A 14,595-nucleotide genomic window follows, 5' to 3' on the forward strand; every position below is an offset into this window, starting at 1 on the left:
GCAGGCAACGACCCTGACGGGGCCGGCCTATTGACGCCGCTCAGGGCGTCGAGGTCAAGACGTGCTGCTGTCGTCGAGCAGTTCCTGGTTGAGGTCGTCAGGGGCGATGTGACGGATATCCAGGCCCTTGACCAGATAGATGACGTACTCGGCCAGGTTGTTGGCGTGATCGCCGACACGCTCCAGCGCGCGCAGGATCCACATGATGCCCAGTACCGGAGAGATCGAACGCGCATCTTCCATCATGAAGGTCATCAGCGAGCGCATGGCGCTCTGGTACTCGCTGTCGACCCGCTCGTCTTCCTGCACCACCTGCATCGCCAGCTCGGTGTCGAAACGCGCGAAGGAGGTCAGGGCGTCACGCATCATGTGACGCACGTGCTCGCTGATATTGCGCACCTCGACGAAGCCGCGGGTGCCGTTGTTGCCGTCGACCAGTTCGATGGCGTTGCGCGCGATCTTGCTGGCCTCATCACCGATACGCTCGAGATCCGACGCTGCACGAATCACCGCCAGTACCAGTCGCAGGTCAGAGGCCGCCGGCTGACGGCGTGCCAGCACGCGGGTGCACTCGTCGTCGATCTTGACCTGCATGTCATTGACCGCGCGGTCGTTGTCGACCACACGAGAGGCCAGTGCAGAGTCGGCGTCGAGCAACGAACTGACGGCATCCTGCACCTGCTTTTCCACCAGGCCACCCATGGCCATCAGGTGGGTCTTGAGTTCCTCGAGCTCATGATTGAACTGCCTCGAGATGTGCTGGCTGTGGGTATCGCTGGTGATATCCATGAAGGTCTCCTGAAGAAGCATGGGACGGGACGCTAGCCCACCATGCGTCCAGTGATGTAGTTTTCGGTGCGCCTCAGGCGCGGATGCGTGAACAGGGTGTCGGTCGGGCCGTACTCCACCAGCTCACCGTTGTGCAAAAACGCCGTATAGTCCGACACCCGCGCCGCCTGCTGCATGTTGTGGGTCACCAGCACCAGGGTCAGATGCGGCTTGAGTGTGCGAATCAGCTCCTCGATCTTCAGCGTCGAGATCGGATCCAGGGCCGAGGCCGGCTCGTCGAGCAACAGCACCTCGGGTTCCACCGCCAGGGTCCGGGCGATGACCAGACGCTGCTGCTGGCCTCCCGAGAGCGACCAGGCCGACGCCCGTAGACGCCCCTTGACCTCGTCCCACAGCGCCGCCGACTTCAGTGCCCATTCGACCACATCGTCGATGCGGCGCTTGCTCAAGCCTCCCTGCAGACGCAGGCCAAAGGCGACGTTGTCGTAGATCGACATGGGGAAGGGGTTCGGTGCCTGAAACACCATGCCCACCCGACGCCTGAGCTCGGCCACCGCCACCCTGGGGTCATGGATATCGTGGCCGTCCAGATGAATCTGGCCGTGACGACTGACGTCCTCATTGAGGTCGTGCAGACGATTCAAGGCGCGCAACAGCGTCGACTTGCCGCAGCCCGACGGCCCGATAAAGGCCGTGACCCGATGGCGTGGAATGCGCAGGGTCAGATCCTTGAGCGCCGTCTTGCCGCCATAGGCCAGGGTCAAACCCTGGATATCCAGGCAGGTATCGGCCGCGGAAAACTCCATGACCGCCCCGCGTCGATTTCCCAGTCTTGCCTGGGCCAGCTGACGCTTGGGCAGCTCGCCATCGATGGACATTGCCTCTCCCTGCATCATCGGCGCACCGGGGCACCATGACGCTTACGCAAATAGTGACGCATGAATATTGCAGTCAGGTTAAGCACCAGAATCACCGTGACCAGCAGTAGCGCTGTGGCATACACCAGCGGCATCGCCGCCTGGACATCGCTGGAGTGAAAGGCCGCGTCATAGATGTGATACCCCAGGTGCATGAACTTCCTTTCAAGGTGGAGGAAGGGGAACTCCCCGTCCAGCGGCACCTGCGGCGCCAGCTTGGCGACCCCGACCAGCATCAGCGGCGCCACCTCACCGGCGGCCCGGGCCACCGCCAGGATCAGGCCTGTCAGCATCGCCGGCGTGGCCATCGGCAGCACCACCCGTGTCAAGGTCTCGAAGCGCGTGGCCCCAAGCGCCAGGGCGCCTTCACGCTGGTGCAGCGGGATCCGCGAAAGACCTTCTTCGGTGGCCACGATCACCACCGGCAAGGTCAACAGCGCCAGGGTCAGCGAGGCCCACAGCAGCCCGCCGGTGCCGAAGGTCGGCGAGGGCAGCGTCGATTCGAAGAACCAGCGATCGATGCTGCCGCCGATGCCATAGACGAAGACCCCCAGGCCGAACACGCCGTAGACGATGGACGGCACCCCGGCCAGATTGCGCACGCCGATCCGGACCAGTCGGGTCAATCGACCCTGGTGGGCGACCTCATTGAGATAGACCGCCGCCAGCACCCCGAAGGGCGTGACCAGAATCGACATCAACAGCACCATCAGGATGGTGCCGAAGATCGCCGGCCAGACGCCACCAGCGGTATTGGCGTCGCGTGGCCCCTGGGACAGAAACTGCCACAGCTCCCGCACCCAGTGGCCGAGTTTTTCATGCCAGGCCATGGCGTTGGGGCGCCAGGCCTCGAGTATCTCGGCAAGGGCTTGTTCCTGACGGCGCCCCTGACCATTCTCGAGCACCACCAGGTCACCCTGCATGCGCTGCTGAAGCTCACTGGCCCGGCGCTGCAGGTCGGCCAGACGCCGATCCTCCGAGCGGTGGCCATCCTGGTCTTCCATGCTGCGGATCAGCGGTAATATCTCGTCGTGGGTCAGACGCCAACGTTCGTCGCGCAGGGCATTGATCTGCTTCAGCCGGGACTCGAGCACCGTCCAGGCATCCGGACCGGTCAAGCGCTGATCACCCGACTGCAAGGCCACCAGACGCCCCAGGAAGGTGCCCCAGTGGCGCCGCTCCAGCACCACCAGATCCTCCGGCGTGGTGTCTTCGGTGATCTGGTCATTGGCGAGCCACCGCCAGATGCCACCGCCGTCATCACGATTGGCGGTAAGATAGCGCCGCTCCACCCCCTGCCCGGAGGGTAGTTCGCGGGTCTCCAGGGGAACCCCTATCACCATCTCACCGCTCTTCAGGGTCAACTGGTGGACCGTCGCTGGCCAGAAATTGGCCAGGCCCTTGACGCTCAACAGCACCAGCAAGGCCCCCAGCATGATCAGCGACAGCGCCACCGAGGCCGCTGCCAACCAGGCCCAGGGGCCCTCTCGGGTGCGCCGCTTGCCGGGCATGCCCACCGCGGTGTGGCCGGGAATCTTCATGCGTCCCCCTTACGCCGGGTAAAACGACGCTTCAGGCGGACGCGCACCACCTCGGCCAGGGTGTTGACCAGAAAGGTGAAGGCAAACAGGGCCAGCGCCGCCAGCAGCAGCAGCCGATAGTGGCTGCCCCCGGGTGCCGCTTCCGGCAGTTCGATAGCGATGCTCGAGGCCAGCGACCTCAAGCCATCCAGCGGACTCGCCGTCATCAGCGCGCTGTTGCCGCTGGCCATCAGCACGATCATGGTCTCGCCCACGGCGCGCCCGGCGCCGATCATGATCGCCGAAAAGACACCTGGCAGCGCCACCGGCAGCATCACCCGGGTGAGCGTCTGCCAGCGGGTCGCGCCCATGGCCTGGGCGCCTTCGGCCAACTCCCGAGGCACATCGCTCAGCGCATCCTCGGCAAGCGCGTAGATGCCGGGAATCACGGCAAAACCCATGGCCAGCCCGACGATCAAGGCGTTGCGTGCCTGCACGTCGAGTCCCCAGGACTCCTCGACCCACAGGCGCAGGTCGCCATCGAACCACCAACCTTCCCACATCGGCGCCACGCTCATCGCCAGCCACACCAGCAGCAACAGGCAGGGGATCAACCACAGGGCCGCCCAACGTAACGTCAGGGCAGCCTTCAGCCGATCGGGCAACCACCGGTAGCCCAACGCCAGCAGCACCACCGCCGCGGGCAGCACCACCACAATCGACAGCGACTGCGCCAGGTGACGTTCGACCCAGGGCCCCAGCGCCAGACCGGCAATAAACCCCAGCACCACGCTGGGCATCGCCTCCATCAGCTCCAGCGTCGGCTTGAGCCGTGCGCGCAGGCCGGGAGACATGTACAGGCTGGAGTGCGCCGCAGCACCCAGCGCCAGGGGAATCGCCACCACCAACGCCCAGGCGGCCGCTTCCAGGGTGCCCCACAACAGCGGGGCCAGGCTCGCCTGGGGCATCGCGGCGTCATCCAGCCGATGGGGCAGCCAGCGATATTCGGGCTCGCCGCTCACGTCTGGCGATGACCACAGCGCCTCCAGCGGAAAGCTAGCGCCATCCGGCCAGAACAGCGGCAGCACCTCGACCAGCAGAAATACCGCAATGGCGACCACCGCCAACAGCACGCCAACCCCTCCGGCCGTGATCAGCATGGTCGCCAGGCGGTCACGTCGCTGTCTCGTCTGGTGCAGTGAGGTTATCGGAGAAGGGTCAGACATTGATCTTGGGCCATCGGTATATAGCGAAAGATTACGACAACTTCATGACACCCAGATGACAACCCGACCGGGGCCTGGCATCTCTCAAGGCCCGTCCCGTGGCAGTTCAGCCAGCCCCAGGGCATGTCGCTGAGCGGCCAGCACAGACGGCGGCAGCGCCACGAAACCAAGCTCCTTGACCACCCGTTGGCCCGAGGGTGACAACACCATGTCGAGAAAGGCCCGTTCGACGTCGGGAAGCTCGCCCTCGGGGGGGCGATTGACGTAGATCAACAGGTCCCGTGACAACGGATAGCCGCCGCTTCGCAGCGATTGTCGGCGCGGAAGAATCCCGTCTTCGGCGTTGCCGATCGCTACCGCCTTGACGTCCGCATTCAAGTGATTCAGGCCGGCGTAACCGATGCCTGCGGGATCGTCCCCCACGGCGGCCACCACGGCGGCAGAGCCCGCCGACACCATGACCGATACCTTGAATTCGCCGTCACACAGGGCGCGGCGACGAAACAATCCATGGGTGCCGGAGACCGCGTTGCGGCCATACAGGTGGATGGTGCCCCCCGGGTGCTCGAGCCCCAGCTGCTGCCAGCGCTCGATGCTCTCGCTGGCACCGCACGCGAGGGTGTCGGAAAAGATCGCATCGAGCTCTGCTCGAGACAGTCGAGACAAGGGGTTGTGGCGATTGACCACCACCACCAGGGCATCCTTGCCGACCACCACCGGCGTTGGCGCGTAGCCATGGCGCTCGATAAAGGCCGCGGACTCGTCCTCCTGCATGGGTCTGGACATGGGGCCCAGCAGGGTGGTGCCGGCGATCAGGGCAGGCGGTGCACTGGCCGAACCGGCCACCTGAAGCTGCAGCCTGACCCCCGGTCGCTGTTCTTCGAACTGCTCGCCCCAACGCAGCATCAACTCCGCCATGGTATCCGAGCCAATCGCATCGAGAGAGCCGGCCACGTCATGGGCGGCAACCTTCGCCGACACCAGCATGGCGGAAAGCACCAGGCCCGAGACAAGCCTCGACGCCACTCTTGGCGCCACTCCCGGCGCCACACTCGACACCGCTGCCGGCGCCACACTCGACACCGCTGCCGGCGCCTCGCTCGACACCGCTATCGACAGCGTTCTCGGCTCCCGGCTGGGAGCCAACAGCGTGCGCTTGAGCGCACCTATGCAACGCGACAACCTAGACATGCGCTCCCCTGGGCGTTTCATGACACCAACGGTAGAGAAAGACTGACCCGGGTGGGTACCATGACGACACAACAACATCCACGACCAGGCGCCGCCCACCATGATGACAGAACTCGATGACGTTCCCGTGCCAAAGGGACAGCTGACGCTCCAGCTGGCCGCGACACGACAGCATACCAATGCCCACGGCGATATCCCGGCAGGTTGGCTGGTGGGCCTGATGGATCAGGCCGCGGAATGGACCGCCAGCCGCGAGGCGATGGGACGTACCGCCACCGTCGCCATCGAAGGCATGGACTTTCTGTGCCCGGTGCGTGTCGGCTCGCTGGTCTGCGTCTACACCGAGGTGCGCGATATCGGCCACAGTTCCATCAAGATCGACGTGGAGGTCTGGATCCGGTCCCTCCAGGACGCCGAAGACGCCGACCTGCACAAGGTCACCGAGGCCCGCCATGTGATGGTGGCACTGGATGACAACGGTCGCATACGCGGCGTCCGATCCGATACCTGAGCGATACCTCAGCAAGAGCTGGGAACGCGACCGGCAAGAGAGAGGTGCGAGCTAGACCTGCAAGCTAGTCCTGCGAACTAGACCTGCAAGATAGCCCTTCAAGAGAGGCGCGCCCGTGGCGCGCCTGGTTTTCCGTCGCTAGCATTCATCACCTCGCCAGGCCCGTCACCGCCGGGACTGCGCCACCACTTTTGAGCCTTGCCTGGCGTCAGGACTCGCCTTGGCCAAGCACGCTATCGCGGGCCTTCAGGTAGGCGAACTCACCGACGTCAGAGAACTTGCGTACCTGGCTCTGGAAATTGCGATAGGACTCGTAGATCCGCGCCGACGCCTCGTCGTTGTCGACCTGCTTCTGCAGCACCTGCTGCGAGGAGTCATGCAGGGCCGCCAGTACTTCCTCCGGAAACGAGCGCAGCTTGACGCCATGCTCGTTGACCAAGGCGTCCAAGGCCTCGGCGTTGCGGAAGGCAAATTCGCTGATCATGGCCAGGTTGGAGGCCTTGGCGGCTTCGTTGACCACCGCCTTGAGGTCATCGGGCAGCGCATTCCAGGCATCCAGGTTGACCGTGCCTTCCAGCACCGCGCTGGGTTCATTCCAGGCCGAGGTGTAGTAGTAGTCAGCCACCTGATGCAGACCAAAGGCCAGATCATTGTAGGGCCCCACCCAGTCGGCGGCATCGAGCACGCCGGTCTGCAGGGAGGTGAAGATCTCGCTACCCGGAATGGTCAGGGTGGTCACGCCGATCCCGGCCATCGCCTCGCCGGCGAGCCCTGGCAGACGCAGCTTGAGGCCCTGCATATCCTCAAGCGAGTTGATTTCCTTCTTGAACCAGCCAGCCATCTGGGTGCCGGTGTTACCCACTGCGAAAGGCTTGAGGTTGTGGTCGGCGTAGAGCTCGTCCCACAGCTCCTGGCCGCCGCCGTAGTACAGCCAGGCGTTGGTCTCGGTGGTGGTCATGCCGAAGGGCACGGCGGTAAAGAACTGAGAAGCCGCGACCTTGCCCCGCCAGTAGTAGGAAGCGGAGTGGCCCATCTCGGCGGTTCCCTGGGACACGGCGTCAAAGACCTCCATCGGCGGTACCATCTCGCCGGCACCATGGACCCTGACCTTCATGCGTCCGCCGGACATCCGCTCGATACGCGCTGCCAGATCGTTGGCTCCGGTGCCGAGGGCCGGAAAGTTCTTGGGCCAGGACGTCACCATGTTCCAGGTGATGGTTTCCTGTGCGCTGGCGGTATTGACGAAGGGGGCGGCGGCTACGCCGGCGGCGCCGAGGCCGGCTGTCCTGAGGAAGGAACGACGTTCCATGGGGCGAGCTCCTGAAGCTTGTAGTGTCGACGCCGGGAGCGCAGGGAGCCGCGCTGAAGCGCCATTCCCCGCGCTCGGCGTGGTGTCCGCCAAGCAGTATGCGGCAAAGCGAAATTCGCCTGCAAGCCACCACCATGCAGGTCAGCCCGGCGATGGCCGGGCCGGTTTCCTGCGTCTTGCTCAAGTCACCTCAGGTCGCCTGCTCTCCCACCGGTCGAGCGCACCCGATCAGGCGGTAGACAAGCGCACCCAGCACACCACCGATCAGCGGCGCCACCCAGAATAACCACAGCTGCGCCAGCGCCCAGCCACCCACGAACACCGCCACCGCCGTGCTGCGCGCCGGATTGACCGAGGTGTTGGTCACCGGGATGCTGATCAGATGGATCAGTGTCAGCAGGCCCATGGCGGTCACCGGCGCCTTGATGACTAGACTGAGCCCCCGCTACAGCGCCTCCAGCTTGGCGAAGCCCAGCACCAGCCACTTGTCGCCGTGGCCTTCGAAGCTGACCTGGACACGGGCCCGCTCGCCCTCTCCTTCGGCGTTGAGGATGACCCCCTCCCCGAATACCGGATGGCGCACCCGCTGGCCCAGCGACAAGGCAGGTAGATCACCGCTCGCCTCCACGGTCGTCTGGGAAAAGCGCGACGGCGTTGGCCGGGCGCTGACCGGACGTGACACCTGGCCACGCAGACGCACTTCCTCGAGCAGCGACTCCGGCAATTCACGCAGAAAGCGCGACGGGCGCTGAAAGGTCTCCTTGCCGTGCATGCGACGGATCTCGGCGTGGGTGAGGTAGAGCTTCTGCATGGCGCGCGTGACCCCTACGTAGCAGAGCCTGCGCTCCTCCTCCAGGCGCCCGGGTTCTTCCAGCGACATGCGGTGGGGAAACAGGCCTTCCTCGACCCCGGCCACGAACACGATGGGAAATTCGAGTCCCTTGGCCGAGTGCAGCGTCATCAAATGGACGCTGTCCTCGAATTCGTCGGCCTCGTGCTCGCCGGCGTTGAGGGCAGCTTCGGCCAGAAAGGCTTCCAGCGCGGCCATGCCCTCCCCGGCTTCGACGTTGTCCAGCGTCTCGCCCTGGGTGAAGGCACGGGCGGCGTTGATCAGCTCTTCCAGGTTCTCGACCCGGGCCTGCCCCTTTTCCCCCTTCTCGCTCAGATGATGGTCGATCAGACCACTGCGTTGATTCACGTGGGCGATGATCTCGTGAAGCGCCATCCCCGAGGTGTCGTTGTCGAGGCCTTCGATCAGATTGGCAAAGGCACCCACGGCGTTGGCCGCACGCCCCTTGAGCGAGCCTTCGGCCAGGGTGTCGTGGATCGCCTGCCACAGCGACACTTCGGTACGACGGGCGCGATCGCGCAGCCCCTCCACGGTGCGGGTACCGATACCGCGGGCAGGGACATTGATCACCCGCTCCAGCGAGGCATCGTCGTCGCGGTTGAGCAGCAGCCGCAGGTAGGCCAGGGCATTCTTGATCTCGAGGCGCTCGTAAAAGCGCTGGCCCCCGTAGATGCGGTAGGGCATGCCCTGGCGGATCAGGGTCTCCTCGATGACGCGGGACTGGGCGTTGGAGCGATAGAGGATGGCCACCTCCTGGCGCTTGAACCCCTCGTCGACCTTTTCCTTGATGGTGTCGACGATGAAGCGCGCCTCCTCCATGTCGTTGAAACCGGCGTAGACCGAAATCGGTTCGCCACGACTGCCGGCGGTCCACAGTTGCTTGCCCATGCGATCCGAGTTCTGCTTGATCAGGGCGTTGGCGGCATCGAGGATGGCGCTGGTGGAGCGATAGTTCTGCTCCAGGCGCACCGTTTTGGTGTCGCTGAACTCCTGCTCGAAGCGACGAATGTTCTCCACCCGCGCCCCGCGCCAGCCGTAGATCGACTGGTCGTCATCGCCGACTACCGTCATCGGCGTGCGCTGTCCGGTCAACAGCTTCAGCCAGGCATACTGCAGGGTGTTGGTATCCTGGAACTCGTCGACCAGTACGTGGGCGAAGCGCTCCTGATAGTGGGCCAGCAGAGCAGGATTGTCGCGCAACAGCTCGAGGCTCCTGAGCAGCAGCTCGCCAAAGTCGACCAGGCCGCCACGTTCGCAGGTCAGCTGGTAGACGTCATACAGCGCCACCATCTGCTCCACGTAGGCGTCACCGTTGATCCGGACCTGGTGAGGACGCAATCCCTCCTCTTTGCAGCCGCTGATAAACGACTGCACCTGACGGGGCGGAAAACGCTCGTCGTCGATCTTGTTGTCCTTCAACAGGCGCTTGATCAGACGTAGCTGATCATCGGAGTCGATGATCTGGAAGTGCTGGGGCAGACGAGCATCCTGCCAGTGGGTACGCAGCAGGCGGTGGGCGATGGAGTGAAAGGTACCCACCCAGACATGGCGCAGCGAGATCCCTAGCAACGCCTCCAGGCGAGTGCGCATCTCCCTGGCGGCCTTGTTGGTGAAGGTCACCGCCAGCACCGCGTAGGGCGAGAGACCTTCCGCCTGCATCAGCCAGGCGATGCGATGGACCAGCACGCGGGTCTTGCCGGAACCGGCGCCGGCGAGCACCAGCATATTGCCCTGGGGAGCGCAGACCGCCTCATGCTGCGCCGCATTGAGGCCGTCGATGATCGCCGTGACGTCGTCCATGGAGAAGGCACCGCTCGAGATCGAAAATGGGCGCCCAGTCTACCACAGCGATGCTGGATAAATGGACAGGCAGGGCGCCCTCGGTCAGGAAGGATCGGACTCCGGATAGCGCAGCGGGTTGAGGCTGCGCTTTACCGCCTTGAGCTGCTCGGCGAGCTTGGGGCCCCGGGTCTTCGCCACTCCCACCGCCAGCACGTCGACCAGTACCAGGTGAGCAATGCGGGAACTCATGGGCGTGTAGATCTCGGTGTCTTCGGGCACATCGATGTACAGCGGCAGGTCGACCTCGTCCGCCAGCGGGGAGCCGCTGGGACAGAGACCGACCACGGTGGCGCCCGCCTCCCGTGCCAGCTTGACGCTGGCCACCAGCGCCCGGGTACGACCGGTCTGCGAGATTGCCACCACCACGTCGCCTTCCTTGAGGGTTACCGCCGACATGTTCTGCATGTGCGGATCGGCGTAGGCGGCGGTGGAAATCTGCAGCCTGAAAAACTTGTGCTGAGCATCGAAGGCTACCGCACCGGAGGCTCCGTAGCCGTAGAACTCGACGCGATTGGCCATGGCCAGGGCGTTGATCGTCTTGTTCAACGCCTCGTTGTCGAGCCGGTCCCTGATCGACAGCAGGGTCCCCACCGTGGAATCGAAGATGCTGTGGGAAAACTCGGCCACGGAGTCGCTGTCATTCATCGAGAACTGCGCGAACTGGCTGCCTGACGCCAGCATCTGCGCCAACTTCAGCTTGAAGTCCTGAAAGCCGTTGCAGCCCAGGGCCCGGCAGAAGCGTACCACCGTGGGCTCGCTGACCTTGGCCTCGGTGGCCAGATCGACGATACGCATGTGGATAACTTCGTCGGGGTTGCGCAATACGAAGCGTGCGACCTTCTGCTCCGACCGACGGAAGTGCTCCATGCGACGTCGCATTTCATCAAACAGCGCGCGACTCACCCTCTACTCCTTTGACTGGCTGGGAGGACCCGGAGCTGGCAGGGCGCAATGCCCGTCGCTATCGATCCGGTCTGGTTCCAGTATGCCCCATGACGGCGTCAAATGCGCCCTGTGCTGCGTCATGCATCGAGCCCCCAGGCCGCACCTGCGCAACCGGATGGATTTTTATCTAGCGTTGGCAGAACGTTGCAGGATTGACGTCCACACCGTCATCTTTTTGTCAACTGGGGTATAGTAAAAGGGCAGTGTCGCGCAGCGTCCTGGATGCCGGCACATTCACTGCATAGGAGAATCGATCATGCGTAATGTCGAAAGGTTATCCTCCGTCAAGAGTGAACTCCTCGACATCTTCATGAGCATGGAAGTCGCCGAACACGAAAGGCGCTCCCGCACCGCGGCCCAACGTAACCTGCGAGCCCGCCGCGGCATCGAGCTTCATCGGGAATTCAAGCGTCTATCCGAAGACATCGCCGAACTGCCGGAAGACGGCAACGACGACGAAATGCACTGACCCGGTAGACTGAACCAGCACGCGTGGGCGCCGGCCCGACGTGCGCCAGACCGCCAACAACGCGGGTCTGTACCATAATTCGGGGCCTGGCCGCTGGCTCGAGCGACGGCCGGCCCATCCCTTGCGAGAATCGCACCGACGAGACTCGCCATCAGGTGTCTGTCGCCTGAAAGCCCCAGGCGCGTCAAAGGCACCGCCAAGCGTCCCTCCTGGCATGCTCTCCCAAATGCATGCCTTTGGCTGCAGGCATCAATGAACAAGCACTGACGTCTCGTTGGGCTCCCGCTGAGGCCCCACTGCCACCTCGTTGACGTCCCCCTTTGGTCACTCTGTACGGGCAGTCTTTCCCTGCCGCCCGGTTCCGATGGATCGTCTGGCATTGCCTGTCAACGCAGAGACCCGGCACAAGGCCGGGTCTCTGGTCTGGCATGCAGCAATGACGCCTGTTACAGGCTGGAGATGAACACCACCGCCACACCGATGGGCGCCACGAAGCGGGTCAAGGCGACCCACAGGGCTTCCTTGCCACCGGACAGACCGAGGTCTTCGGCCACGCCTTCGCGGTTGAGGAACCAGCCCGCGAACAGGATCGCACCCAGGCCGGTCAACGGCAGCATGAACTTGCTGGTCAGCTTGTCCAGCAGGTCGAACACCCCGAGGCCAAACAGTACCGGGTCACTCCACACGTTGAAGGACAGCAGAGCGGCGATACCCAGCGCCCAGGCGCCGATGCCGGAGACCACCGCCGACGCGGAACGCGACAACGGCGTGCGCTCTTCGACAAACTCGACCACCGGCTCGAGCAGCGAAATGGCCGAGGTCAGGGCGGCGAAGGTCAGCAACAGGAAGAACATCAGACCCAGGATCAGGCCACCGCCCATATTGCCGAAGGCCAGCGGCAGGGTGACGAAGATCAGGCTCGGGCCGGAGGCCAGGTCGAGCTGATTGGCAAACACGATCGGGAAGATCGCCAGGCCCGCGCCGAGTGCGATCACGGTATCCATGATCACCACGGTGCGCGCGGTCTTGATCAGGTCGACCTTCTCGCCGAGGTAGGAACCGTAGGCGATCATGATGCCCATGCCCAGTGACAGGGTGAAGAAGGCGTGTCCCAGCGCTGCCAGTACCACCTCACCATTGAGTGCTGTCCAGTCCGGGTTGAACAGATAGTTCAACGCCTCACCGAAGTGGCCGGTGGTCATGCCGTAGCCCACCAGCACCACCAGCAGCAGCGCCAGGGCCGGCATCAACACGTTGACCGCGCCTTCCAGGCCCTTGGTCACGCCGCGAGCAACGATACCGATGACCAGCAGCATGAAGATGGAGTGCCACAGCAGCAGCAGACCGGGGCTTGCCAGCATGCCGCTGAACAAGGCGCCGATACCGTCGGCGTCCTGGCCGCTGAAGTCACCGGTCACGCTGCCGAGGGTGTAGTACAGCGACCAGCCACCGATCACGCTGTAGAACGACAGGATCAGGAAGGCACCGATGACCCCGGCGACGCCGACCAGGGCCCAGACCTTGGGCTGACCGGCCTTGGCCGCGACGCTGGCCATGGCATTGACCGGATTGCTTTGCCCACGCCGACCGATCATCCACTCGGTGACCAGGATCGGCAGGCCGATCAGGCCGATGCACAGCAGGTAGACGAGCACGAAGGCGGCACCACCGCTCTCGCCCACCATGTAGGGAAACTTCCAGATATTACCAAGCCCGACAGCGGAACCGGTGGCGGCGAGGATAAAGGAAAAGCGCGATGACCACTGCGCGTGTGTCGTTTTGGACATAAATCACCCTTCGGATACGTGTCGTCATCGATCGATCGGATGCAATGACGGCGTTGTGTTTGTAGTCGCCACGTCCTCGATGGTCCGGGTCACGGATCCACCGATGTACAAGGGGTCTGACGGATGTCAGCAGGATCACTGCCGGCACACCACTCTTCCCCAGCGCAGGGTTCGCGCTGGTCGAGACCGGTGGGTCCAGGCGAGTCACCATCCAAGGATAAGGAGGCGACCGTCTCTGGCCCGTGGCAAGTGACGAACAGCCGACAAAACTAGCGTATGACAATAACAAACGCCAGCCAACAATGGTCAAAGCAGCTGATTCTGTCGATCTCCCGGAAACCCGGGCAATGCTTGCCACCCCATTCTATCGGCGACTCTGGCGTACAGGTTTCTGGCCAGTTCCGGAGCCTCGCGATTATCCGCCGTATGCACAAAAAGAAAAGGGGTTTTCCCCTGTTTTATCCACAAGGCGAGCTGGTCTATCCAGGGGGTGAAATAGTGCTCGTTGATGGCGCTGTCAAGATGGCCAATGAAACGTATCACAGGAAATTTTGCTGTAGAGATCACGTGTAGTGGGCGTCTTGGCTTTTCCGCACGAGCCTGGATCAATCCCGAATGGGCCTCGGGCGGTCCGGAAAACAACGGCCTGACATCCAGCATCACGCGATCGGCGCCATGACTTATCAACAGGGCGTTGATATCTCTCTCGGCGCTCCCCTTGTGGAAAAATTCACTGTGGCGCAGTTCTACTGCGCAGGGTACGTCTTGTGGCCAATCTCGTAGAACCTTCTCCAGAGCAGGCACCTCCTCAGGACCAAAGTCCCTGGGGAGCTGAATCATGACCGGCCCGAGGCGGTCCTTCAGTGGCCACAGGGCCTCGACGAAGTCACCCACATCGGTCTCGACCTGGCGCAATCGTTTTGCATGTGTCAGCGCCTGGGGCAGCTTGAAGCAGAAGCGAAAGCCCGGTGGCGCCTGGCGAGACCAGCCTTCCACCGTCCGTGGCCTGGGCGCCCCGCTGTAGAAGGTGGTATTTCCCTCGACGGCGTTGAATACGGCGGCGTAGTCGTCGAGCCAACCCTCGCGCCCGGCGTGGGGTGGGTAGAGACCACCACGCCAGTCGGGATTGGCCCACATCGGCAGACCAATGTACATGGGTGGTTGCGCTGATCGATCGTTCAAGAAGGCAGACTCGACGGTTTCAGGGGCGCCAGCATAGCATCGCCCCGCCCGGTGTTG

Annotated in this window: 13 protein-coding genes; 2 read left to right on the forward strand and 11 right to left on the reverse strand. The window is 63.7% G+C overall.

The window, feature by feature from the left end:
* Positions 1–54: 54 nt before the first annotated feature.
* The 5 genes from phoU to KUW00_RS00425 form a co-directional block, all read right to left on the reverse strand.
* Entirely contained in the window at positions 55–789 is a 735-nt protein-coding gene (phoU, locus tag KUW00_RS00405) for a phosphate signaling complex protein PhoU (RefSeq protein ID WP_108131973.1), read from the reverse strand.
* A gap of 32 nt (positions 790–821) precedes the next feature.
* Positions 822–1,595: a phosphate ABC transporter ATP-binding protein PstB gene (pstB, locus tag KUW00_RS00410; protein WP_045994491.1), complete on the reverse strand. Its 774-nt coding sequence runs from the start codon at positions 1,593–1,595 to the stop codon at positions 822–824.
* An 86-nt stretch (positions 1,596–1,681) separates the two neighbouring features.
* Positions 1,682–3,247, reverse strand: a complete 1,566-nt coding sequence (gene pstA, locus KUW00_RS00415; protein WP_261391911.1) for a phosphate ABC transporter permease PstA — start codon at positions 3,245–3,247, stop codon at positions 1,682–1,684.
* On the reverse strand, positions 3,244–4,452 hold the full coding sequence (locus KUW00_RS00420) for an ABC transporter permease subunit (protein WP_222567986.1): 1,209 nt from the start codon (positions 4,450–4,452) through the stop codon (positions 3,244–3,246). The genes pstA and KUW00_RS00420 overlap by 4 nt, the downstream gene beginning before the upstream one ends.
* A gap of 84 nt (positions 4,453–4,536) precedes the next feature.
* Positions 4,537–5,643, reverse strand: coding sequence for a PstS family phosphate ABC transporter substrate-binding protein (locus KUW00_RS00425; RefSeq protein WP_261391913.1), 1,107 nt, complete (start codon positions 5,641–5,643; stop codon positions 4,537–4,539).
* A gap of 103 nt (positions 5,644–5,746) precedes the next feature.
* On the opposite strand from KUW00_RS00425, the gene KUW00_RS00430 reads away from it, so the two are divergent.
* Positions 5,747–6,154, forward strand: coding sequence for an acyl-CoA thioesterase (locus tag KUW00_RS00430; protein WP_124804648.1), 408 nt, complete (start codon positions 5,747–5,749; stop codon positions 6,152–6,154).
* A gap of 208 nt (positions 6,155–6,362) precedes the next feature.
* Here the strand turns inward: KUW00_RS00430 and KUW00_RS00435 are convergent, their stop codons facing one another.
* From KUW00_RS00435 to hexR, 4 genes are all read right to left on the reverse strand, one after another.
* On the reverse strand, positions 6,363–7,463 hold the full coding sequence (locus tag KUW00_RS00435) for a TRAP transporter substrate-binding protein (RefSeq protein ID WP_045994484.1): 1,101 nt from the start codon (positions 7,461–7,463) through the stop codon (positions 6,363–6,365).
* A 190-nt stretch (positions 7,464–7,653) separates the two neighbouring features.
* Positions 7,654–7,869, reverse strand: a complete 216-nt coding sequence (locus tag KUW00_RS00440) for an aquaporin (protein WP_261391914.1) — start codon at positions 7,867–7,869, stop codon at positions 7,654–7,656.
* Between the two features lie 39 nt (positions 7,870–7,908).
* The gene (gene uvrD, locus KUW00_RS00445) at positions 7,909–10,113 is read right to left on the reverse strand and encodes a DNA helicase II (RefSeq protein WP_222567987.1); all 2,205 of its coding nucleotides are present in this window, start codon (positions 10,111–10,113) and stop codon (positions 7,909–7,911) included.
* 84 nt (positions 10,114–10,197) lie between these two features.
* The gene (hexR, locus tag KUW00_RS00450; protein WP_045994481.1) at positions 10,198–11,058 is read right to left on the reverse strand and encodes a transcriptional regulator HexR; all 861 of its coding nucleotides are present in this window, start codon (positions 11,056–11,058) and stop codon (positions 10,198–10,200) included.
* 298 nt (positions 11,059–11,356) lie between these two features.
* Between hexR and KUW00_RS00455 the strand changes: the two genes are divergently transcribed.
* Positions 11,357–11,569 carry a PA3496 family putative envelope integrity protein gene (locus tag KUW00_RS00455; RefSeq protein ID WP_045994480.1) on the forward strand — a complete coding sequence of 71 codons (213 nt, stop codon included), beginning with the start codon at positions 11,357–11,359 and terminating at the stop codon, positions 11,567–11,569.
* A 446-nt stretch (positions 11,570–12,015) separates the two neighbouring features.
* On the opposite strand, the gene KUW00_RS00460 is transcribed toward KUW00_RS00455, so the two are convergent.
* Positions 12,016–13,356: a sodium-dependent transporter gene (locus KUW00_RS00460; protein WP_222567988.1), complete on the reverse strand. Its 1,341-nt coding sequence runs from the start codon at positions 13,354–13,356 to the stop codon at positions 12,016–12,018.
* Between the two features lie 306 nt (positions 13,357–13,662).
* On the reverse strand, positions 13,663–14,511 hold the full coding sequence (locus KUW00_RS00465) for a DUF72 domain-containing protein (protein ID WP_108131967.1): 849 nt from the start codon (positions 14,509–14,511) through the stop codon (positions 13,663–13,665).
* Positions 14,512–14,595: the final 84 nt, after the last annotated feature.

Source organism: Halomonas sp. DP5N14-9, assembly GCF_019802175.1.
Taxonomy (GTDB): domain Bacteria; phylum Pseudomonadota; class Gammaproteobacteria; order Pseudomonadales; family Halomonadaceae; genus Halomonas; species Halomonas litopenaei.

Excerpts from the sequence above, each read along its gene's own strand:
- KUW00_RS00430 (WP_124804648.1), top strand. The coding sequence starts at position 5,747 with ATGACAGAACTCGATGACGTTCCCGTGCCAAAGGGACAGCTGACGCTC.
- KUW00_RS00455 (WP_045994480.1), top strand. The coding sequence starts at position 11,357 with ATGCGTAATGTCGAAAGGTTATCCTCCGTCAAGAGTGAACTCCTCGAC.
- KUW00_RS00435 (WP_045994484.1), bottom strand. The coding sequence starts at position 7,463 with ATGGAACGTCGTTCCTTCCTCAGGACAGCCGGCCTCGGCGCCGCCGGC.
- KUW00_RS00465 (WP_108131967.1), bottom strand. The coding sequence starts at position 14,511 with ATGTACATTGGTCTGCCGATGTGGGCCAATCCCGACTGGCGTGGTGGT.
- KUW00_RS00420 (WP_222567986.1), bottom strand. The coding sequence starts at position 4,452 with ATGTCTGACCCTTCTCCGATAACCTCACTGCACCAGACGAGACAGCGA.
- KUW00_RS00440 (WP_261391914.1), bottom strand. The coding sequence starts at position 7,869 with ATGGGCCTGCTGACACTGATCCATCTGATCAGCATCCCGGTGACCAAC.
- phoU (WP_108131973.1), bottom strand. The coding sequence starts at position 789 with ATGGATATCACCAGCGATACCCACAGCCAGCACATCTCGAGGCAGTTC.
- pstA (WP_261391911.1), bottom strand. The coding sequence starts at position 3,247 with ATGAAGATTCCCGGCCACACCGCGGTGGGCATGCCCGGCAAGCGGCGC.
- KUW00_RS00460 (WP_222567988.1), bottom strand. The coding sequence starts at position 13,356 with ATGTCCAAAACGACACACGCGCAGTGGTCATCGCGCTTTTCCTTTATC.
- pstB (WP_045994491.1), bottom strand. The coding sequence starts at position 1,595 with ATGGAGTTTTCCGCGGCCGATACCTGCCTGGATATCCAGGGTTTGACC.
- uvrD (WP_222567987.1), bottom strand. The coding sequence starts at position 10,113 with ATGGACGACGTCACGGCGATCATCGACGGCCTCAATGCGGCGCAGCAT.
- KUW00_RS00425 (WP_261391913.1), bottom strand. The coding sequence starts at position 5,643 with ATGTCTAGGTTGTCGCGTTGCATAGGTGCGCTCAAGCGCACGCTGTTG.